Genomic DNA, 15,458 nt, shown 5'->3' with positions numbered 1-15,458 from the left:
GCCCTGGATTCAGCCCGAGGTCAGGCCGGGTCAGCCCGCGCTCAGCGCGAGGGCCGGACCGGGCGGACCTGGAGGGCGCCCAGGCCGCCGCCCAGGCCGGGGCTGCGCATGGCGACGGAGCCGTACGGGGTACGCAGCCGCAGCCAGCTCCCGGCGGCGAGCAGGGCCACCGGGTCGGGGGCGGTCGCCGTACGCGGGGTGGCGGCGGGCACGGTGGACCGTACCGGCCGCAGGAAGCCCAGGGACTGCGCGGCGTGCACGGCGCGCAGCGGGAGCTCGGTGTCGCCCAGCGTCCGGGACCAGATCTCGCGGCCGATGCGGTCGCGCTCGGACCGGGTCCGGTGCTGTTCGGGCAGGGCCTCGTCGCGGGCGCGGAACTCGGCGACGGCGCCCGCCACGGCCGCCCCCATCTCCTCGGGCCCGGGCAGCCCGGGCAGCTGCCGCCAGCCGCCGCGCGGCGGGAGCACCCCGGTCCACGGCGGGCCGGTGACCGGCCGCGGCACCGTGGCCGCGGCCGAGGCCTCGTCCACGGATTCCAGGAGCTCACCGGCGGAGACCGTCAGGTCGAGCGGCATCTCGACGGGCGCGGCGAGCCGTACCGTGCGGATGGCCAGGACCTCGAAGGACGGCGGCCGTCCGAACACGGCGAGCGCGCCGCCGCCGCCCTGAAGGCGGACGGCGGCGGCGCGGTCGTAGTGCACCAGCCGGCCCAGGAAGGCGGCGAGGTCAGCCGCCTCCCCGGAGTCGGCGAAGTGCAGCCGTTGGTTCATGCCGCGAGGCGTCCTTCCGAGCCGACGGGCTCGTCGAGGTACTTCTCGAGGAAGTGCTTCTCCTCGGCCGTGATCCGGCGCGGCCGGCCCTCAGCGAGGTTGTAGGGCACGACCACGGTCGAGGCGCGCACGTAGACCTTCTCGGGCGCGTCCTCGGTCGCCTCGTCCTTGACCTCGTAGCCGATGGTCAGGGACGCGGCGCCAATACGGGTCACCCAGGACTCGATGAGCACCGGCTCGTGCCGGTGCACGAGGGGCAGCTTGTAGTCGATCTCGTGGCGAGCCACGACGGACCCGCCGGTGAAGGACTCGCTGCCCTCCCCCGGCGCCAGCCGGAACATGAAGTCGATCCTCGCCTCCTCCAGGTAGCGGAGGAAGACCACGTTGTTCACGTGTCCGAAGGAGTCCATGTCCGACCAGCGCAGGGGGCACCGGTAGTGGTGTCTGGCCATGGTGCGGACCTCAGCCTCGGGTGAGCTTCTTGTAGGTGGCACGGTGCGGACGGGTCGCGTCCGCACCGAGACGCTCGACCTTGTTCTTCTCGTACGACTCGAAGTTGCCCTCGAACCAGTACCACTTGGACTCGCCCTCGTACGCCAGGATGTGCGTGGCGACCCGGTCGAGGAACCAGCGGTCGTGGGAGATGACCACGGCCGCGCCGGGGAACTCCAGCAGCGCGTTCTCGAGCGAGGACAGGGTCTCGACGTCGAGGTCGTTGGTGGGCTCGTCGAGGAGCAGCAGGTTGCCGCCCTCCTTGAGCGTCAGCGCCAGGTTGAGGCGGTTGCGCTCACCACCGGACAGGACGCCGGCCGGCTTCTGCTGGTCCGGGCCCTTGAAGCCGAAGGCGCTGACGTACGCGCGGGACGGCATCTCGACCTGGCCGACGTTGATGTAGTCCAGCTCGTCCGACACGACCGCCCAGAGGGTCTTCTTGGGGTCGATGTTGGCGCGGCTCTGGTCGACGTACGAGATCTTGACGGTCTCGCCGATCTTGACGGAGCCGGAGTCCGGCGCCTCCAGGCCCTGGATCATCTTGAAGAGCGTGGTCTTGCCGGCGCCGTTCGGGCCGATGATGCCCACGATGCCGTTGCGCGGCAGCGTGAAGGACAGGTCGTCGATGAGGACCTTGTCGCCGAACGCCTTGGAGAGGTTGTTGACCTCGACCACGATCGAGCCCAGACGCGGGCCCGGCGGGATCTGGATCTCCTCGAAGTCCAGCTTCCGCATCTTGTCCGCCTCGGCCGCCATCTCCTCGTAACGGGCGAGACGGGCCTTGGACTTGGTCTGGCGGCCCTTGGCGTTGGAGCGGACCCACTCCAGCTCTTCCTTGAGGCGCTTCTGGCGCTTCTCGTCCTTGCGGCCCTCGACCTTGAGGCGGGTGGCCTTCTTCTCCAGGTAGGTGGAGTAGTTGCCCTCGTAGGGGTGGGCACGGCCGCGGTCGAGTTCGAGGATCCACTCGGCGACGTTGTTCAGGAAGTAGCGGTCGTGGGTCACGGCCACGACGGCGCCCTTGTACTGCGAGAGGTGCTGCTCCAGCCAGTTCACCGACTCGGCGTCGAGGTGGTTGGTGGGCTCGTCGAGGAGGAGCAGGTCCGGGGCCTCGATCAGCAGCTTGCAGAGCGCCACGCGGCGCTTCTCGCCACCGGAGAGGTTGACGACGGGCCAGTCGCCGGGCGGGCAGCCCAGGGCGTCCATGGCCTGCTCCAGCTGGGCGTCGAGGTCCCAGGCGTTGGCGTGGTCCAGGACTTCCTGGAGCTTGCCCATCTCGTCCATGAGCGCGTCGGTGTAGTCGGTCGCCATCTCCTCGGCGACCTCGTTGAAGCGCTTGAGCTTGCTCATGATCTCGGCGGCGCCGTCCTGGACGTTCTCCAGGACGGTCTTCGACTCGTCGAGCTTGGGCTCCTGCATGAGGATGCCGACGGTGAAGCCGGGCGACAGGAAGGCGTCGCCGTTGGACGGCTGCTCCAGGCCCGCCATGATCTTCAGAACGGTGGACTTACCGGCACCGTTCGGGCCGACCACACCGATCTTCGCACCGGGCAGGAAGTTCAAGGAGACGTCATCAAGGATCACCTTGTCGCCGTGCGCCTTGCGCGTCTTGCGCATGGTGTAGATGTACTCAGCCAAGAGAAACCGTCCGGCAGATCGATGGGTGGGCAGATACACCCCATCTTGCCAGCCGTCCACCCCTCGGGGGAAACGCGTATGGTCACGGCCCCTGAGCTGGGGCGCGGCCGGGGGGCGCGTCTCACGCTCTGGTCACCGCCGGTCGACGCCTTTCGACGCCTTTCGACGCCTTTCGACGCCGGAGAGGCTCGGACGGTCCACGGTCGGCCCCGGGCGGAGCGGCGCAGGCCTGCTGTCGCTTGTCATGTCCGCCCCGGCTCAGCCTGGCGTGTCCTCTCTCGTCGCTGGATCGGCCTCGGGCAGCGCGGCCGGCCGCCGAGCCAGCATGTCGCTCAGCTACGTGGGATCTGGTAACCCGATCTCGAAAACCGGGCAAGCCATCCGTTCGGTGCGACAAGAGCCGAATCCATTCCGGTATCACCGGGCGACATCTCGATCAGATTTTGATGCTCAAGCTCCGCGGCGCATCGTTTCATTTCGTCGGGACCGGAGAAGCCGAAGAGCTCGTAGTCGCCAAAATCGCAGGAGCCTTCGTTGCCGACCATGTCGTCAAGAAGCTTCCAACCGTGCGGAGAGATGTTGGGGTTGTTCGCATATTCATCCGAAAGGAGCGTCATCCAGGACTGCATCAGCGCAACATGCTCCATTTCCCCCGCGCCGATGACCCCTTCGTCGTGCAGCCAGAAGCTGAAGTCCTCACACTTTTGAAGAGTGTTCCTCAGATTGCATTTCAGAATCTCGTAGAGATATTGAAACCCTATAGGACCGACCGGCGGAGCTCCTCCTGTCGAAAACTCGTCGATGCGAGCCTCAAGCGCCCCGATCGCATCACCCATGGACAGAGGTTCGACCTCAAGGGGGTGGCACAGGCGACCCTGGAGTCGCGGTGACGCCGCTGCGGTGCGCACTACGCCTCGCGCTCCGCATATCACCCACCTCAAGCCCGGCTCGGCGAGAATCGTGTCGCGAATCTCTTCGAGCGCCTGTCGCGCCGAGGCCGAGCTGACGAGAAGCTCCAGGTTATCCAATACGCAGACGAAGTATCCGCACCCTGGGGGGTCGAAGCACTCAGCCATCCAAGAACGCACCATATTGGCCAGGCCGGATTCCGCGAATGCGGTTGAAGCATTCAATGATTCACTTCTGCCTGCCGACACACCGACGCCCGCAACGGAAACACCGGCGGAGATGTTCTTAATGATGGGAGAGTTCATCCATTTGTTGATGTCTGCCACCTTAGGCGTGTCATAGCCCCAGGCCTGCAATGCTTCCCGGTATCTTATGAAAGCTTCCGCGACCGCGCGGTAAACCGCGGCCTCAAGCAGCTTGACGCCATCCTGGGTGGTGATCTGAAACGATTTCTCGATGGGGAGCAGGATCGGGCTCCGAGCCTTATCGCTATTCCTCTTCATGCGATAATTGGCGATGGTGATGAGGCTGGTCTTGCCGACCCCGGCCTCGCCTTCGATCGTCACATGGCTCGACGATGAGGCGAGTCGGTTGATCAGGCGCTGAATATGCTTCTCCCGCCCCACCAGCAGCCTCTCTCCGATCGCCGTCGGAGGAAGAGATTTAGTGTCATAGGGGCTCTGGTTGAAGCCCAGATCGGTCCAAATTGTCATGACGCACCATTGAGACGTCGAAGCTCGATACCGGGCCGGTGTCGCGTTCAGACACTGATGTCAGCGCGGTCCGCGGCCCCATCGGCCACCAGCGGTGAGGCCCTGCAACCAGCCTACGAGCCGCCTCAACGCGCGGCATCCGGGCGGAGCGTCTCCAGGAACGAGCAGCATCCACAACTTGTCCGGACGGTACGGGGACTTCTCGTGGAGGCGCCCCGCAGTGGCCGGGCGGCCGGGGGGCTCCATGGGGCACACGATGCCGGCACTGACGGTGGCACAGGTCGGCGTCACGGGCACACTGCTCGCACCGGTACTGTCACAGCGCGTGCTCGCGCGCATCCAGGCGCAGCAGTTCGAGCGGCAGGAGCGGCTGGCCGACGCCCAGTGGCGGCGCGAGCGGCTCGTCACCGAACGGGACACCCGGCGCGCGTGCTACGTGACCGCCAATTCCGGATACCGCCGCTACCGGCTCGAGCTCATGAACTTCCTGTGGCTCATCCACAAGGGAGAGGTCACCCCCCAGGGGCGGACGGACCTGGAGGAGGCGCGGGGCGCCATGCACGTCTCGTTCTCGGAGGCGCAGATGATCGCGTCCGACGCGGTGCTGGTGGAGCTGGACGCGATGGCGCAGGCGCTGGCGAGCTCGTACAGCCGGATCCTGCAGTTGGAGGAGGGCGACCCGCATCCCGAGGGGACCTTCGAGGAGCTGCTGGCGGGCCTGCCGGCCCTCGGGGAGCGCTGGAAGGAGATGCGCGCCGCGATGCGGGCCGACCTCGGGGTGGACGCGTAGGCCCTCACGTCCGCGGCCGGTAGACGGTGAGGGCGTCGGGGAGCTCGTCGAGGAACAGGGCCGTCGGTGCCTCGGCGTACTCGCCGTCGTAGGCGAGGGGGGTGCCCGCCGGGATGTCCCCGATCCGCAGGCTGCGCAGCCGGGTCGCGGTGTGGACCGGGGAACGGGTCAGCGGGCCCGCGAAGGCGGCGGCCAGCAGGCGGGGGCCGGGACGGCCGCCGCCGTAGACGAGCCGGACGTCGAGCAGGCCCTCGCCGAGGCTGTCGCGGCGGCGGGGGGTGGGGCCGGTCCCGTGGTAGGTGCCGTTGCCCGCGAAGAGCAGCCAAACGCTCCGGGGCCGACCGGCCAGCCGAAGCCGCACGGGCCGCTCGGCGCGCAGCACCTGCCAGGCCGCCAGCAGCGCGGCGGCGGCTCCGCCGATGCGCGGGCCCCAGCGCAGCCGGTGGCGCAGCAGCTCCGGGTAGGCGCCGATGCTGAAGTTGTTCAGGAAATAGCCCGACCGGCCCTCCGGTCCGGGGGTGAAGCGGCCCACGCCGATACGGACGGCGTGGCCCGAGGCCAGGGCGCGGCAGGTGTCCTCGGGTCCGCTGAGGCCCAGGTCCATGGCGAAGTGGTTGAGAGTGCCGCCGGGGAACACCGCCAGCGGCAGCCCGGCACGCAGGGCGGTGGTGGCGGCCGCATTGACGGTGCCGTCGCCGCCGCAGACGCCGAGGACGGTGGCGCGGGAGGCCGCCTCTTCCAGCCGGGCGGTCAGGTCCGGTCCCTCGCACTCGATCACCTCGGCCTTGGGGAGCCGGGTGCGCACTACGTCGAGCCCGGCGGTCGAAGCCGTCCCCGATCCGGTGTTGACCACCAGGGTGAGCCCCTCCCCGTCGGGCAGCGCGGGGACGCCGGCGGCGGTCCGCTCGTCGCCCGGCACGATCCTGGCCTCCTTGGCGTCCCTCGCGAGCCGGTCCACGACGAAGCCCGCCGCCACGCCCAGCGCGGCCCCGGCGAGCACGTCGGAGGGGTAGTGCACCCCGGTGTACACCCGGGAGAAGGCCACGGACGCGGCCACCGGCGCCAGCACGGCGCCCCAGCCCGGGGACTCCAGCGCCAGCCCGGCGGTGAAGGCGAAGGCCGACGCCGAGTGCCCGGACGGGAAGGAGGTGGTCTGCGGCTGCGTTGCCAGCTGCCGCACCGCTGGGACGCCGTCCAGCAGCGGCCGCGGGCGCCGTACGGACCACTTGGCGACGGTGTTGATGGTCGCGGACGCCAGCGCCAGCGAGGCGGCCCCGCGCACGGCGGCCTTACGGGCACGGGCCGATCCGAATACGGCGAGCGCGGCGGCGGCCCCGCCCCACAGCACCCCGTGGTTCGCGGCCCGCCCCAGCCGCGGCAGCACCCGGTCCGCCCCGGGCCAGTGCCGCCGGGCCACCATGTCGAACAGCTGGCGGTCCCACCGTACGACCGCACCCTGCCAGGTCACCTCTTGATCCATTGTCTGCCCCTACCCCGAGGCGTGGATCCGAAATCAGGCCTGGCCGTCCTCCCCCTCATCCAGTGGCCGCTTGCGGAGCAGGAGGACCACCAGGCCGCCCAGGACCACCAGGCCCACCGCCAGGGAGGCGATGACCGGGGTGGCCGCCGAGCTGCCGCTGGTGGCCAGCCGCTCCTCGTCCGGGGAGTCCGGCGTGGTCTGGGTGGCGGCGGACAGGATGCCCTGCTGCCCGGCGGGCGTGACCGCGTTCCCGCCGGCCGTGGCGGCCGTCCCGACGACCGGGGGCTCCGGCCAGACCGCCGTGGCCGTGGCGGCGGCCGCGGACTCGCTGGAGCCCGCCACGACCAGCGCCTGGGCGGGCACCCCGCTGGTGAACACCCGCCCGACCGGCACCTTGGTCGCGCCCTGGACGGTGACCGAGGCCGTCCCGTCGGGGGTGCCCGCGGGCACCTCGAAGTACAGCCGACTGCCGTTGACGGCGGACTCCACGGGCCGCCCCTCGGCGTCCACCACCCGCACCCCCATCGCGACGGCCGCCGCGTCGGGGACGACCGACACGCTCCGCGCCCCGGTCCGCACGGTCACCGGGCCGAGCCGGGTGCCGACCGCCCCGGACACGCCGCCCGGGTCCAGCCCCAGCGAGGCGGGCGGCTCCGGCAGCTGTCCGGCCTGCCGCTGCAGATAGTCGGCAAGCTTCTCCGCCGCCGGGTCCGCGGCCTCCACCTGCACCCCGTCCGCCAGCCGCCAGATCGCCACCTGGGTCCCGGCCGCCGCGCTCTCCGCGGTGAGCGCCCCGGCCCCGGCCACCTTGGCGAGCCCGGCCAGATCGTTCAGCTGCGGGTAGGAGTGCTCCAGGACCCAGCGGATCCGGCCCGCCTCCCTGTTCCCGGCCAGCGGGCTGCCGGCCCAGCCGCTCTCGGTGTACCGGGCCTGGGGCTGCGCGTTGCCCGCGACGCCGACCCCGTACGTCTGGAGCATCCCGCCGCCGTCGACCCGCATCTCGTAGAGGCCGGCCGGGATCTGCCGGACGGATCCGTCCCCGGAGCGCAGGACCGCCTGCCCGTAGGTCTTCAGCCCGTCCAGCACGGCGCTCGCGCCTTCCGGCGCCCGGAAAGCCGCGGGGTCGGAGTCGGCGGCCGCCCGGGCGCCGGGCGCGGCGGTGAGGGCCGCGGCCAGCAGGGCCACCGCCAGCGGGCGGCGCGCGGAGCCCCGTACCGAAACGGCACCGGAAACTGAACGACCGCAAGAGCGAGCCGAAACTGGAACGGAAGCAGGAACGGAGGATGCGGGAACGGCAATCGACACAGTCTTCCCCTTCGGGCCAAAGACCCAGGTGCCCGTGAGTACCGGGGAATCCTATCCGGCTCGAACACTCAAACCACCGCCGCCTTCTGATTACCCATCAGCGGCGTATCCGTCTGGACTACGCGGCGGAACGCGGCCGTCCCGCGGTTGAGGTCGTGCCCGACGGCCGTGGCGTCGATCTCCGCCGAGACCCACCGGTGGCCCTCCCCGTCGGGCGGGTCCTCCCGGACCCGCAGCCGGCCGTGCACCACGAGCGGTTCGCCGACCGACACGGAACCGGCCAGGTTCACCGCGAGGGTGCGCCGCGCCCACACCGTGTAGAAGCTTGTGGACCCGTCGGTCCAGGCCTCCTTGCGCCGGTCGAAGTACCTCGGCGTCACGGCGAAACGGAACCTCGCCGACGGGCCGCCCACCGTCTCCTTGTAGTCGATCTGCGTCGCCACGTACCCCACGAGCGTCACCTGGGTGTCGTTCATCCCGGCCGCCCTCCCCCGCGATTCGCACCCGTACGGACCATCCGCACGAGGTACGCACCATGCTGGGGCCGCCCGCCGCTCCCCGCTCCGGCCTGTGGACTAGTGGCGGGTTGTGGACAACCTCGTCCCCCCTGCGGCGACAGCGGCGTACTGCTCCCGCACCTCCCGGTAGCGCAGCAGCTCCGCCGCCACCGGCTCCAGCACGCGGGCCCGCCCGCATCCGGCCGCCGCCTGCCGCAGCTTCTGCTCCGCGTCCTGCCCGTACCTGCGCGCCGGGCCGCGGGCCGCGATCGAGCAGGCCCATTCCACCAGCGGCCCGCCGACGATGCCCGCCACCATCAGCAGCACCGGCGGCATCAGCTGCGGCTCCAGGACCCCGATGATCTGCCCGACCAGCCACATCCCCCCGAAGATCTGCAGCAGCGTCATCGCCGCCTGCCCCAGTACCGCCGCCGGCCACCACGCGGGCCGCGGCGGTTTGACGGTGGGCACCGCGACCGCCGCGCCGAGGGTCACCGCCAGCTCGTCCAGCGCCTCCGGGAGCCGTTCGGCGCCGCGCACCGCCGTCTCCCGCACCGCCTGCGCCCACGGCTCGGGCAGGCCCGTGACCGCCTCGTCGGCGACCGCCCGCACGGCCTGCTCCACCTTCTGGCGCGCGGTCACCTCCTCCTCGACGGGCGCCTCGGGGACCGGCGTGCCCCGTCCGCCGATCGCCGCGAGGGCGGCCAGGCCCGACAGCGTGCGCGGCGCGCGGCGGCTCTCGTACCACCGCCACAGCCGAAGCCACGGCGTCCCGCACGCCTTTCCGGCATTGCGCCGCCAGGCCCGCTCGGCCGCGAGCCCGGCCGCATACGCCCCGACGGCCTCGGCGAGCCGGTCCTCGAACTCGGCGCGCGCCGCCTCCCCGATCTCCGGCCCCGAGTGCCCGGCCGCCACGTACAGCGGCCGCAGGCGCACGGCCGCGCGGTCGACGTCGGCGGAAATCCGCCGGGTCGCGGCGCCCTTCTCCTGGGTGAACTGTCCGAGGAGCTCGCGCAGTTCCCCGACGCCTTCACCCGTCAGGGCGGAAAGTCCGAGCACCGTGGCCCCCGGCTCCCCGTGCTCGCCGAGTGCGATCCCGTCCTCGTCCAGCAGCCGCCGCAGGTCGTCCAATACGAGGTCGGCGGATTCCCCGGGCAGCCGGTCCACCTGGTTGAGCACGACGAAGGTCACCTCCGCGTGCCCGGCCAGCGGCCGCAGGTACCGCTCGTGCAGCACCGCGTCCGCGTACTTCTCCGGATCCACCACCCACACCACCGCGTCGACCAGCGCCAGTACGCGGTCCACGTGGTCGCGGTGCGCGCCGACCGCCGAGTCGAGGTCGGGCAGGTCGACGAGGACCATCCCGCGCAGTGCCTCCGCCTCCGAGGTCTCGCGGGGCCGGCGCCGCAGCCGGCCCGGGATCTCCAGCCGGTCCAGCAGCCCGGCGGCCCCGTCCGACCAGCTGCACGCGATGGGGGCGGCGGTGGTCGGCCGGCGCAGCCCGGTCTCGGAGATCTGCACCCCTGCGAGGGAATTGAAGAGTGTGGACTTGCCGCTTCCGGTGGCTCCCGCGATCGCGACGACCGTGTGCTGCGGTGACAGCCCGCGCCGCGCGGCCGCTTCGTCCAGCACCCGGCCCGCCTCGGCGAGGGTCTTGCCGTCGAGCCGGGTCCGGGACAGCCCGACCAGCTGGCGCAGCGCGTCCAGGCGCGCGCGCAGGGCCCGCGCCTCGCGGCTGAGCGGGGGCGCGGCCGCCTTGCCGCCGTCGCTGCCCGCGCCGGAGACGGCCCGGACGAGCGCCTCGTCGCCTTCGTCGCCCTCGTTGCCCTCGCCGTCGCCCTCGGCGCCCTCGGCTGCCTCGACGGCCTTGGGGCGCGAGCGCGCGATGAGTCCGTCGTCCCAGCGGTCGTCGGTGCGGTCGGTCAGAGCGGTCACCGCGTCACCTCTCCTTCTGCAGTACGGACAGCGCGGCAATCAGCTCGGCCTGTGGTTCCGGGGTCACTTCAAGCGCCTCCAGCGGTGCTAGCCGGCGGTCACGTTCGGCGCGCAGCACCTGGTCGAGGTGGTCGCCGACCAGCTCCGCGCCCTGGTCGCGCAGCCGCAGGGCCGCCTGCGCGCCGATCCGTTCGGCGAGCTTCTCCCCCGCGGGCCGGGCCCGCTTGCCGCCGAGGAGGGCGGCGACGAGCAGCGCCGCGATGGCGTCGGGGTCGGGGGCGGGCTGCCGGTCGAGCTGCGCGACCTCCTCCTCGGCGAGTTCCTCCAGCACGCGCCGACAGTGCCGTACGGCCATGCCGATGCGTTCCCCCGCCTCCTTGTCGGGCCTGGGCAGGGGTACGGCGCCTGCGGCGGGCTCGCGCCGCCAGGACTCGGCGATCCGCTCGTCGGCGGCGGCGACGGCGCACTGGAGCAGCGAGGCGAGCGACTCGGCGAGCGAGTCGAGGAGTTCGTCGGCGGTCGTGTCGAGGGGGTAGCCGCGCCACCGGGTCAGTGCGTCCCCGGCCAGCACGGCGCCCTGGTCGAGGCGGTTGCGGACGCGCTTGCCCTCCCTCTTGTACGCCTGCTCCACAGCCGTGGTCAGCCGTACGGCGGCGGCGTACTGGGCGGCGACGGCGGAGGCGAGTTCGGGCATCCGGCGGCCGAGGGAGTCGAGCGCGCCGAGCGCGGTCCGCCCGACGGCGTACTGCCGGGCGGCGGGGTCCTGGGCGTGGTGGGCGAGCCAGGCGGCGAGCGGCGCGACGGCGCTGCCCGGGAGCAGCCCGCCGCCACCGGTGGATTCGGGGAGTTCGGGCACGGTGAAGCGCGGTACGTCGCCCAGCCCGGCCCGGGTGAGCAGGGCCCCGTACTGCCGGGAGACCTCGGCGAGCACCTGGTGCGGAACCCGGTCGAGGACGATGATGAGGGTGGCCTTGTACTGCTTGGCGGTGCGCAGGAGGTGCCAGGGGACGGCGTCGGCGTAGCGCGAGGCGGTGGTGACCATCACCCAGACGTCGGCGGCGCAGATGAGTTCGGCGGCGAGTGTCCGGTTCTCGACCACGAGGGAGTCGATGTCGGGGGCGTCGAGGATCGCGAGTCCGCGCGGGAGGGTGGAGACGGTCTCGATCCGCATCTCGCGGGTGGCGTGGCTTTGACCGTGGCCGTTCGGGCGGCCGCGGCGATGGCCGTTCGGGTGGCCGCGGTCGCGGGGCCGGGTATTGGCGGCGGAAGGCGGCTCCTCCTCGCCGTGCGGCACCCAGACCCGCATGAGGTCGGGCAGCACCCGCATCCCGGCGAACCAGTGATGATCATCCGGATGGCAGACGAGCACCGGCGTACGCGTGGTGGGACGCAGCACCCCGGCCTCGCTGACCTGCCGTCCGACGAGTGAGTTGACGAGGGTGGACTTGCCGGCCCCGGTGGACCCGCCGACGACGGCGAGCATCGGCGCCTCGGGCGCCTTCAGCCGGGGTACGAGGTAGTCATCGAGCTGTGCGAGCAGCTCGGCTCTGGTCTGGCGGGCGCGCGGAGCGCCGGGCAGGGGCAGCGGCAGACGCACGGACGCGACCCGGTCGCGCAGGGCGGACAGGGCATCGAGCAGCTGAGGCCGAACATCCAAGGTCACCACATGCGAAGAATGCCCAATTTAGGACCATTTTTGAAGCTTATACGTCCTCTGCGCGCCGACCGCCACCCCAGTGGGACATCCTGGACACGACGGACGAGTGGGGCGCAGGCATAACGAGTGCACAACACCAGGGGCGCCGCGGCGCAAAAGCGATGCGAGAATCGCACCTGCCTGCGATTATCGGGACCGCTTCACCGAACCTCCACATCGTGGCACGCGAGTGAAGCAACCGGGACAAGGCGACCGGAGCCCTATCCTTGACCCGGCACGGACCGTAGCCCCACCCCCACCAGGGGCTCCAGGCCCACCACGGCCACCTTCCGGCCCCCGTAGCTCAGTGGATAGAGCAGGTGCCTTCTAAGCACTTGGCCGCAGGTTCGAGTCCTGCCGGGGGCACTCTTTCCGCACCACCCCCAGCCCTCCCGCCGCGGAGGGCTTTTTCGCAGGTCAGCGGCACCCTAACGCGATCGCCGTAGCGGCGACGTAAGCCCCTGCACCGCCCCTGACGGCGGGGGTGGCAGTCCGACTGAACCCGGCTTCAGACGGCTCTTGGCGGGTGTTCTTCCCGAAAACTTCCCGAAGTTCTGCTGCGCCCGGTCCGTCTGCGGTTCCACGGCGGGCAGCTCCTGCGGGCCTTCGATGCGCTTCTGGAGATCGGCCAGCTGGCCAGTCACACATCGGGCATAAGTAGCGAGCAAGACAGGGACGCTGTTGCCCGCCCATGCGGCGACCTGGGCCGGCGGGACTCCGTTGTTGAGCCAGGTCGTCAGGCAGGTGTGGCGCAGGTCGTACACGCGCTTGCCGACGGGCGAGGCGTATTCGTGTTCGTCGAGCACGGCCTCGCGGGCCTTGGTCCAGACGCGCCGAAAGACCGATCCGGCCAGCAGCCCGCCCTTCTCTCCGGGGAACAGGAGGTCGCCGGGCTTCAGCTCGTCACGCGCCACGAGCTCGCGCAGAACCGCGACGAGCGCCGGATGGGCGGGCACCGGACGGGTATCGCCCACGGCCCGACCCTTCAGATGGCGACTCTCGTGGACCTCGCCGTCGTCCGTCCACTGACTGCCGACCTCAGGCTCCGCCGCGTGGGCAAGCAGCTCACCCCAGCCGTCCTCCGGCAGCGTCGCGTCAGCTACTCGCAGTGCGACTGCCTCCTCCGGGCGCAGCCCCGCGTAACGCCTGGGTAAAGACGAACTCGCCCTGATCTCTGCGGGCGCCGCAGCATGCGGCATGACGACGGCTGGCTTCCTTGCCCATGCCGCCCTCAGCGCCGAGGACCTGGACCGGACGGCGGCCGAAGTGGCTGGCGACCGCGAGATCGTGGTCGAGCTGTTCGCCTCGCGCCGCCACCTCAGCCACGTAGGCAACAACATCAACCAGGTGGCCAAGGCATTGAACTCCGGCGGAACGGCCTACCACGCCGATGCGGTCGTGGAAGACGTATGGCGGGCAGTCAGGCGGATGGATGCTGCCGTGCAGCAGTTGGTCGACGGGAGGAACGACCACCAGCGATGACCCCCGAGCTCTGAGGTGTCAGGCGCTCAACCGGGCGGCCTTCTCCCGCAGCGCCTGTGCCTCCGACATCCCCTGGTAACGGCGCAGCCGTACCCGCATGTCGTGGAGGGCGGCCTGGACCTTCACCGAGCGGATGCCCTCGGCGCATTCGAGGAAGTCGTTCCAGGTCGCCATCGCGCCGTCCACATCTCCTTGGCGCAGCCGTACGGCGCCGAGGTCGGCGAGGACGATGGCGCGGGTGCGGCGGCGGTCGAGGCCGTGGATGTCGAGGGCAAGGTGAAGGTGCTCCTCTGCGGCGTCGAGGTCACCGAGGCGGGTGAGGATCATGCCGCTCTCGTGCGCCCACCGGCCGGGCGAGTAGTGGGCTGCCCACGACTCGCCTCCCGCGACAGCCGGGCGGCCGATGGCGGATTCCGTGATCGCCAGGCGCTTGGTGGCCATGCGGCGGTCGTCGTCCTGGGCGGCGGCGTTGGCGAGGGTGGCCTCGTAGTAGGCGACGGCCCGTGGGTTGTCGAGGTGGCGGCCGTAGTCCGCGCAGGCTTCGCCGAGCTGGACGGCTTCGGCCCGGTAGCCGAGCTCGACGCACTGGACGGCGAGACCTCATAAGGCGGTGGCGGACAGTTCGGGGTCGCCGGCTTCGGCCGCCAGGCGGAATGCGTGGGCGTAGTAGCCCTGGGCGAGGCCACGCAGCTCCGGCGTGTCGCCTTCGTCCTGGGCCATCCACCCGGCGAGGTGGACGAGCTGGCTGGTCGCACCGAAGAGCTCGCGGCCGGTGGCCTCGGTGAACCGGCCTTCCAGCCAGGGCGCGACGTCCTGGGTGAGGTAAGGGACGGCGAGGTGGCGGGCGTGGCCACCGCCCAGTTCGGAAGCGGAATCGCCGAGCGCCTTCACCATCTGCTTGACCGCGGCGACTTCACCCTTGCCTACGCGTACGGAGCCGACGGGGGGGGGGGCGGCCTTGGTGCGGCGGGTGATGCTGTCGAGGTCGGGCAGTCCGAGGGCCGCCACGGCGTATCCGGTGGAAGCGGTGATGAAGTTCCGGCGGTCCACATCGCTCCTTCCCAACTCCAGGACTGAGACCACGATATCCGCGCTGGGCGGTGTCGGCCCGTCACTCGGCGAAGCGTTGATCGCCTCGATATCAAGGTCCAACACCGCAGCCACGTAAGGCCACCAATAATCCGGAGTCCGGTCACCCACGATCCACTTGTGGGCGTACTGGCGGGATAACCGGCTCGGGTCGCCGCTCTCCGCCAGCGCGACGGCGCGGGCCAGGTCGCTTGGTCCCCAGCCTCGTTCTTCGCAGGCCCGCGCGATCTGAGCCGCGACTCCCCGGTTGTTCGTCACCCCGTCACCCGGCCCCTCCTGGACTACACGGGAGTACGCAGGCCTACATCGTGAGCCCTCCCCAGCTGCGGTGACTGCCCGTTGACTGAACATCACCCGACGGATCTTCGGAGGGCGCGATCTGGCGCCCCTCCTCGGCTTGATCGGTCGGCGGCAGGCTCCGACGCGAGGAGGAAGGCAACGGTTCGTGACCACCATGGACAGCGCCCACAGGGCGAAGCACCCGAAGCAGGCCGAGTCGCAGCCCCCGTGACCTACCGCCACCTCGCCGACCACCTCGGAGCCCCATTGGGCACCCGCCCTCCCCTCACGGAGGCCGCAGCCGCCATCCTCACCCATCGGGCAGATCGCGGCCTCCTCCTTCCCTAGACCGGCAGCGACGCCCGTCAGGCAGGCTCCGTGTTCCT

General features: G+C 71.2%; 14 protein-coding genes and 1 tRNA gene. 3 read left to right on the top strand and 12 right to left on the bottom strand.

What is annotated here, in order from left to right; genetic code table 11:
* Positions 1 to 41: 41 nt before the first annotated feature.
* The 4 genes from ACFYOB_RS18075 to ACFYOB_RS18060 form a co-directional block, all read right to left on the bottom strand.
* On the bottom strand, positions 42 to 770 hold the full coding sequence (locus tag ACFYOB_RS18075) for a hypothetical protein (RefSeq protein WP_388560833.1): 729 nt from the start codon (positions 768 to 770) through the stop codon (positions 42 to 44).
* A complete protein-coding gene (locus ACFYOB_RS18070) occupies positions 767 to 1,222 on the bottom strand; it encodes an acyl-CoA thioesterase (RefSeq protein ID WP_388560832.1) in 456 nt (151 codons plus the stop codon). The genes ACFYOB_RS18075 and ACFYOB_RS18070 overlap by 4 nt, the downstream gene beginning before the upstream one ends.
* A gap of 10 nt (positions 1,223 to 1,232) precedes the next feature.
* Complete coding sequence (gene ettA / locus ACFYOB_RS18065; protein WP_388560831.1) at positions 1,233 to 2,897, bottom strand: energy-dependent translational throttle protein EttA; 1,665 nt, start codon at positions 2,895 to 2,897, stop codon at positions 1,233 to 1,235.
* Positions 2,898 to 3,229: 332 nt separating this feature from the next.
* Positions 3,230 to 4,519, bottom strand: a complete 1,290-nt coding sequence (locus ACFYOB_RS18060) for an ATP-binding protein (protein ID WP_388560830.1) — start codon at positions 4,517 to 4,519, stop codon at positions 3,230 to 3,232.
* 256 nt (positions 4,520 to 4,775) lie between these two features.
* Between ACFYOB_RS18060 and ACFYOB_RS18055 the strand changes: the two genes are divergently transcribed.
* Complete coding sequence (locus ACFYOB_RS18055) at positions 4,776 to 5,309, top strand: hypothetical protein (RefSeq protein ID WP_388560829.1); 534 nt, start codon at positions 4,776 to 4,778, stop codon at positions 5,307 to 5,309.
* A gap of 4 nt (positions 5,310 to 5,313) precedes the next feature.
* Here ACFYOB_RS18055 and ACFYOB_RS18050 read toward each other — a convergent pair whose 3' ends face one another.
* The 5 genes from ACFYOB_RS18050 to ACFYOB_RS18030 all read right to left on the bottom strand — a co-directional run bounded on the left by ACFYOB_RS18050 (position 5,314) and on the right by ACFYOB_RS18030 (position 12,183).
* Positions 5,314 to 6,789 carry a bifunctional phosphatase PAP2/diacylglycerol kinase family protein gene (locus tag ACFYOB_RS18050; protein WP_388560828.1) on the bottom strand — a complete coding sequence of 492 codons (1,476 nt, stop codon included), beginning with the start codon at positions 6,787 to 6,789 and terminating at the stop codon, positions 5,314 to 5,316.
* Positions 6,790 to 6,822: 33 nt separating this feature from the next.
* Complete coding sequence (locus tag ACFYOB_RS18045; RefSeq protein WP_388560827.1) at positions 6,823 to 7,974, bottom strand: thioester domain-containing protein; 1,152 nt, start codon at positions 7,972 to 7,974, stop codon at positions 6,823 to 6,825.
* 188 nt (positions 7,975 to 8,162) lie between these two features.
* Entirely contained in the window at positions 8,163 to 8,570 is a 408-nt protein-coding gene (locus tag ACFYOB_RS18040) for a single-stranded DNA-binding protein (protein ID WP_388560826.1), read from the bottom strand.
* Positions 8,571 to 8,669: 99 nt separating this feature from the next.
* Positions 8,670 to 10,526, bottom strand: a complete 1,857-nt coding sequence (locus tag ACFYOB_RS18035) for a GTPase (protein WP_388560825.1) — start codon at positions 10,524 to 10,526, stop codon at positions 8,670 to 8,672.
* Between the two features lie 4 nt (positions 10,527 to 10,530).
* Positions 10,531 to 12,183 carry a dynamin family protein gene (locus tag ACFYOB_RS18030; RefSeq protein WP_388560824.1) on the bottom strand — a complete coding sequence of 551 codons (1,653 nt, stop codon included), beginning with the start codon at positions 12,181 to 12,183 and terminating at the stop codon, positions 10,531 to 10,533.
* Between the two features lie 332 nt (positions 12,184 to 12,515).
* On the opposite strand from ACFYOB_RS18030, the gene ACFYOB_RS18025 reads away from it, so the two are divergent.
* Positions 12,516 to 12,588 (top strand) — tRNA-Arg (locus ACFYOB_RS18025).
* 62 nt (positions 12,589 to 12,650) lie between these two features.
* Here the strand turns inward: ACFYOB_RS18025 and ACFYOB_RS18020 are convergent.
* Entirely contained in the window at positions 12,651 to 13,421 is a 771-nt protein-coding gene (locus tag ACFYOB_RS18020) for a hypothetical protein (RefSeq protein ID WP_388560823.1), read from the bottom strand.
* Here ACFYOB_RS18020 and mobC point away from each other — a divergent pair.
* Entirely contained in the window at positions 13,420 to 13,704 is a 285-nt protein-coding gene (mobC, locus tag ACFYOB_RS18015; RefSeq protein ID WP_388560822.1) for a plasmid mobilization relaxosome protein MobC, read from the top strand. The genes ACFYOB_RS18020 and mobC overlap by 2 nt on opposite strands.
* A gap of 18 nt (positions 13,705 to 13,722) precedes the next feature.
* Here the strand turns inward: mobC and ACFYOB_RS18010 are convergent, their stop codons facing one another.
* Both ACFYOB_RS18010 and ACFYOB_RS18005 read right to left on the bottom strand, forming a co-directional pair.
* Positions 13,723 to 14,145, bottom strand: coding sequence for a hypothetical protein (locus tag ACFYOB_RS18010; RefSeq protein WP_388560821.1), 423 nt, complete (start codon positions 14,143 to 14,145; stop codon positions 13,723 to 13,725).
* Positions 14,146 to 14,304: 159 nt separating this feature from the next.
* Complete coding sequence (locus ACFYOB_RS18005; RefSeq protein WP_388560820.1) at positions 14,305 to 15,051, bottom strand: hypothetical protein; 747 nt, start codon at positions 15,049 to 15,051, stop codon at positions 14,305 to 14,307.
* Between the last annotated feature and the right edge of the window lie 407 nt (positions 15,052 to 15,458).

It is taken from the genome of Streptomyces sp. NPDC006463 (assembly GCF_042870715.1).
Taxonomy (GTDB): Bacteria; Actinomycetota; Actinomycetes; order Streptomycetales; family Streptomycetaceae; genus Streptomyces.
This window is presented reverse-complemented; position numbering and strand designations above follow the sequence as displayed.

What these genes read in the sequence shown, in the direction of transcription:
- ACFYOB_RS18075 (WP_388560833.1), bottom strand. Translation starts at nt 770, where the DNA reads ATGAACCAACGGCTGCACTTCGCCGACTCCGGGGAGGCGGCTGACCTC.
- ACFYOB_RS18070 (WP_388560832.1), bottom strand. Translation starts at nt 1,222, where the DNA reads ATGGCCAGACACCACTACCGGTGCCCCCTGCGCTGGTCGGACATGGAC.
- ACFYOB_RS18060 (WP_388560830.1), bottom strand. Translation starts at nt 4,519, where the DNA reads ATGACAATTTGGACCGATCTGGGCTTCAACCAGAGCCCCTATGACACT.
- ACFYOB_RS18055 (WP_388560829.1), top strand. Translation starts at nt 4,776, where the DNA reads ATGCCGGCACTGACGGTGGCACAGGTCGGCGTCACGGGCACACTGCTC.
- ACFYOB_RS18050 (WP_388560828.1), bottom strand. Translation starts at nt 6,789, where the DNA reads ATGGATCAAGAGGTGACCTGGCAGGGTGCGGTCGTACGGTGGGACCGC.
- ACFYOB_RS18040 (WP_388560826.1), bottom strand. Translation starts at nt 8,570, where the DNA reads ATGAACGACACCCAGGTGACGCTCGTGGGGTACGTGGCGACGCAGATC.
- mobC (WP_388560822.1), top strand. Translation starts at nt 13,420, where the DNA reads ATGACGACGGCTGGCTTCCTTGCCCATGCCGCCCTCAGCGCCGAGGAC.
- ACFYOB_RS18020 (WP_388560823.1), bottom strand. Translation starts at nt 13,421, where the DNA reads ATGCCGCATGCTGCGGCGCCCGCAGAGATCAGGGCGAGTTCGTCTTTA.
- ACFYOB_RS18010 (WP_388560821.1), bottom strand. Translation starts at nt 14,145, where the DNA reads ATGGCCACCAAGCGCCTGGCGATCACGGAATCCGCCATCGGCCGCCCG.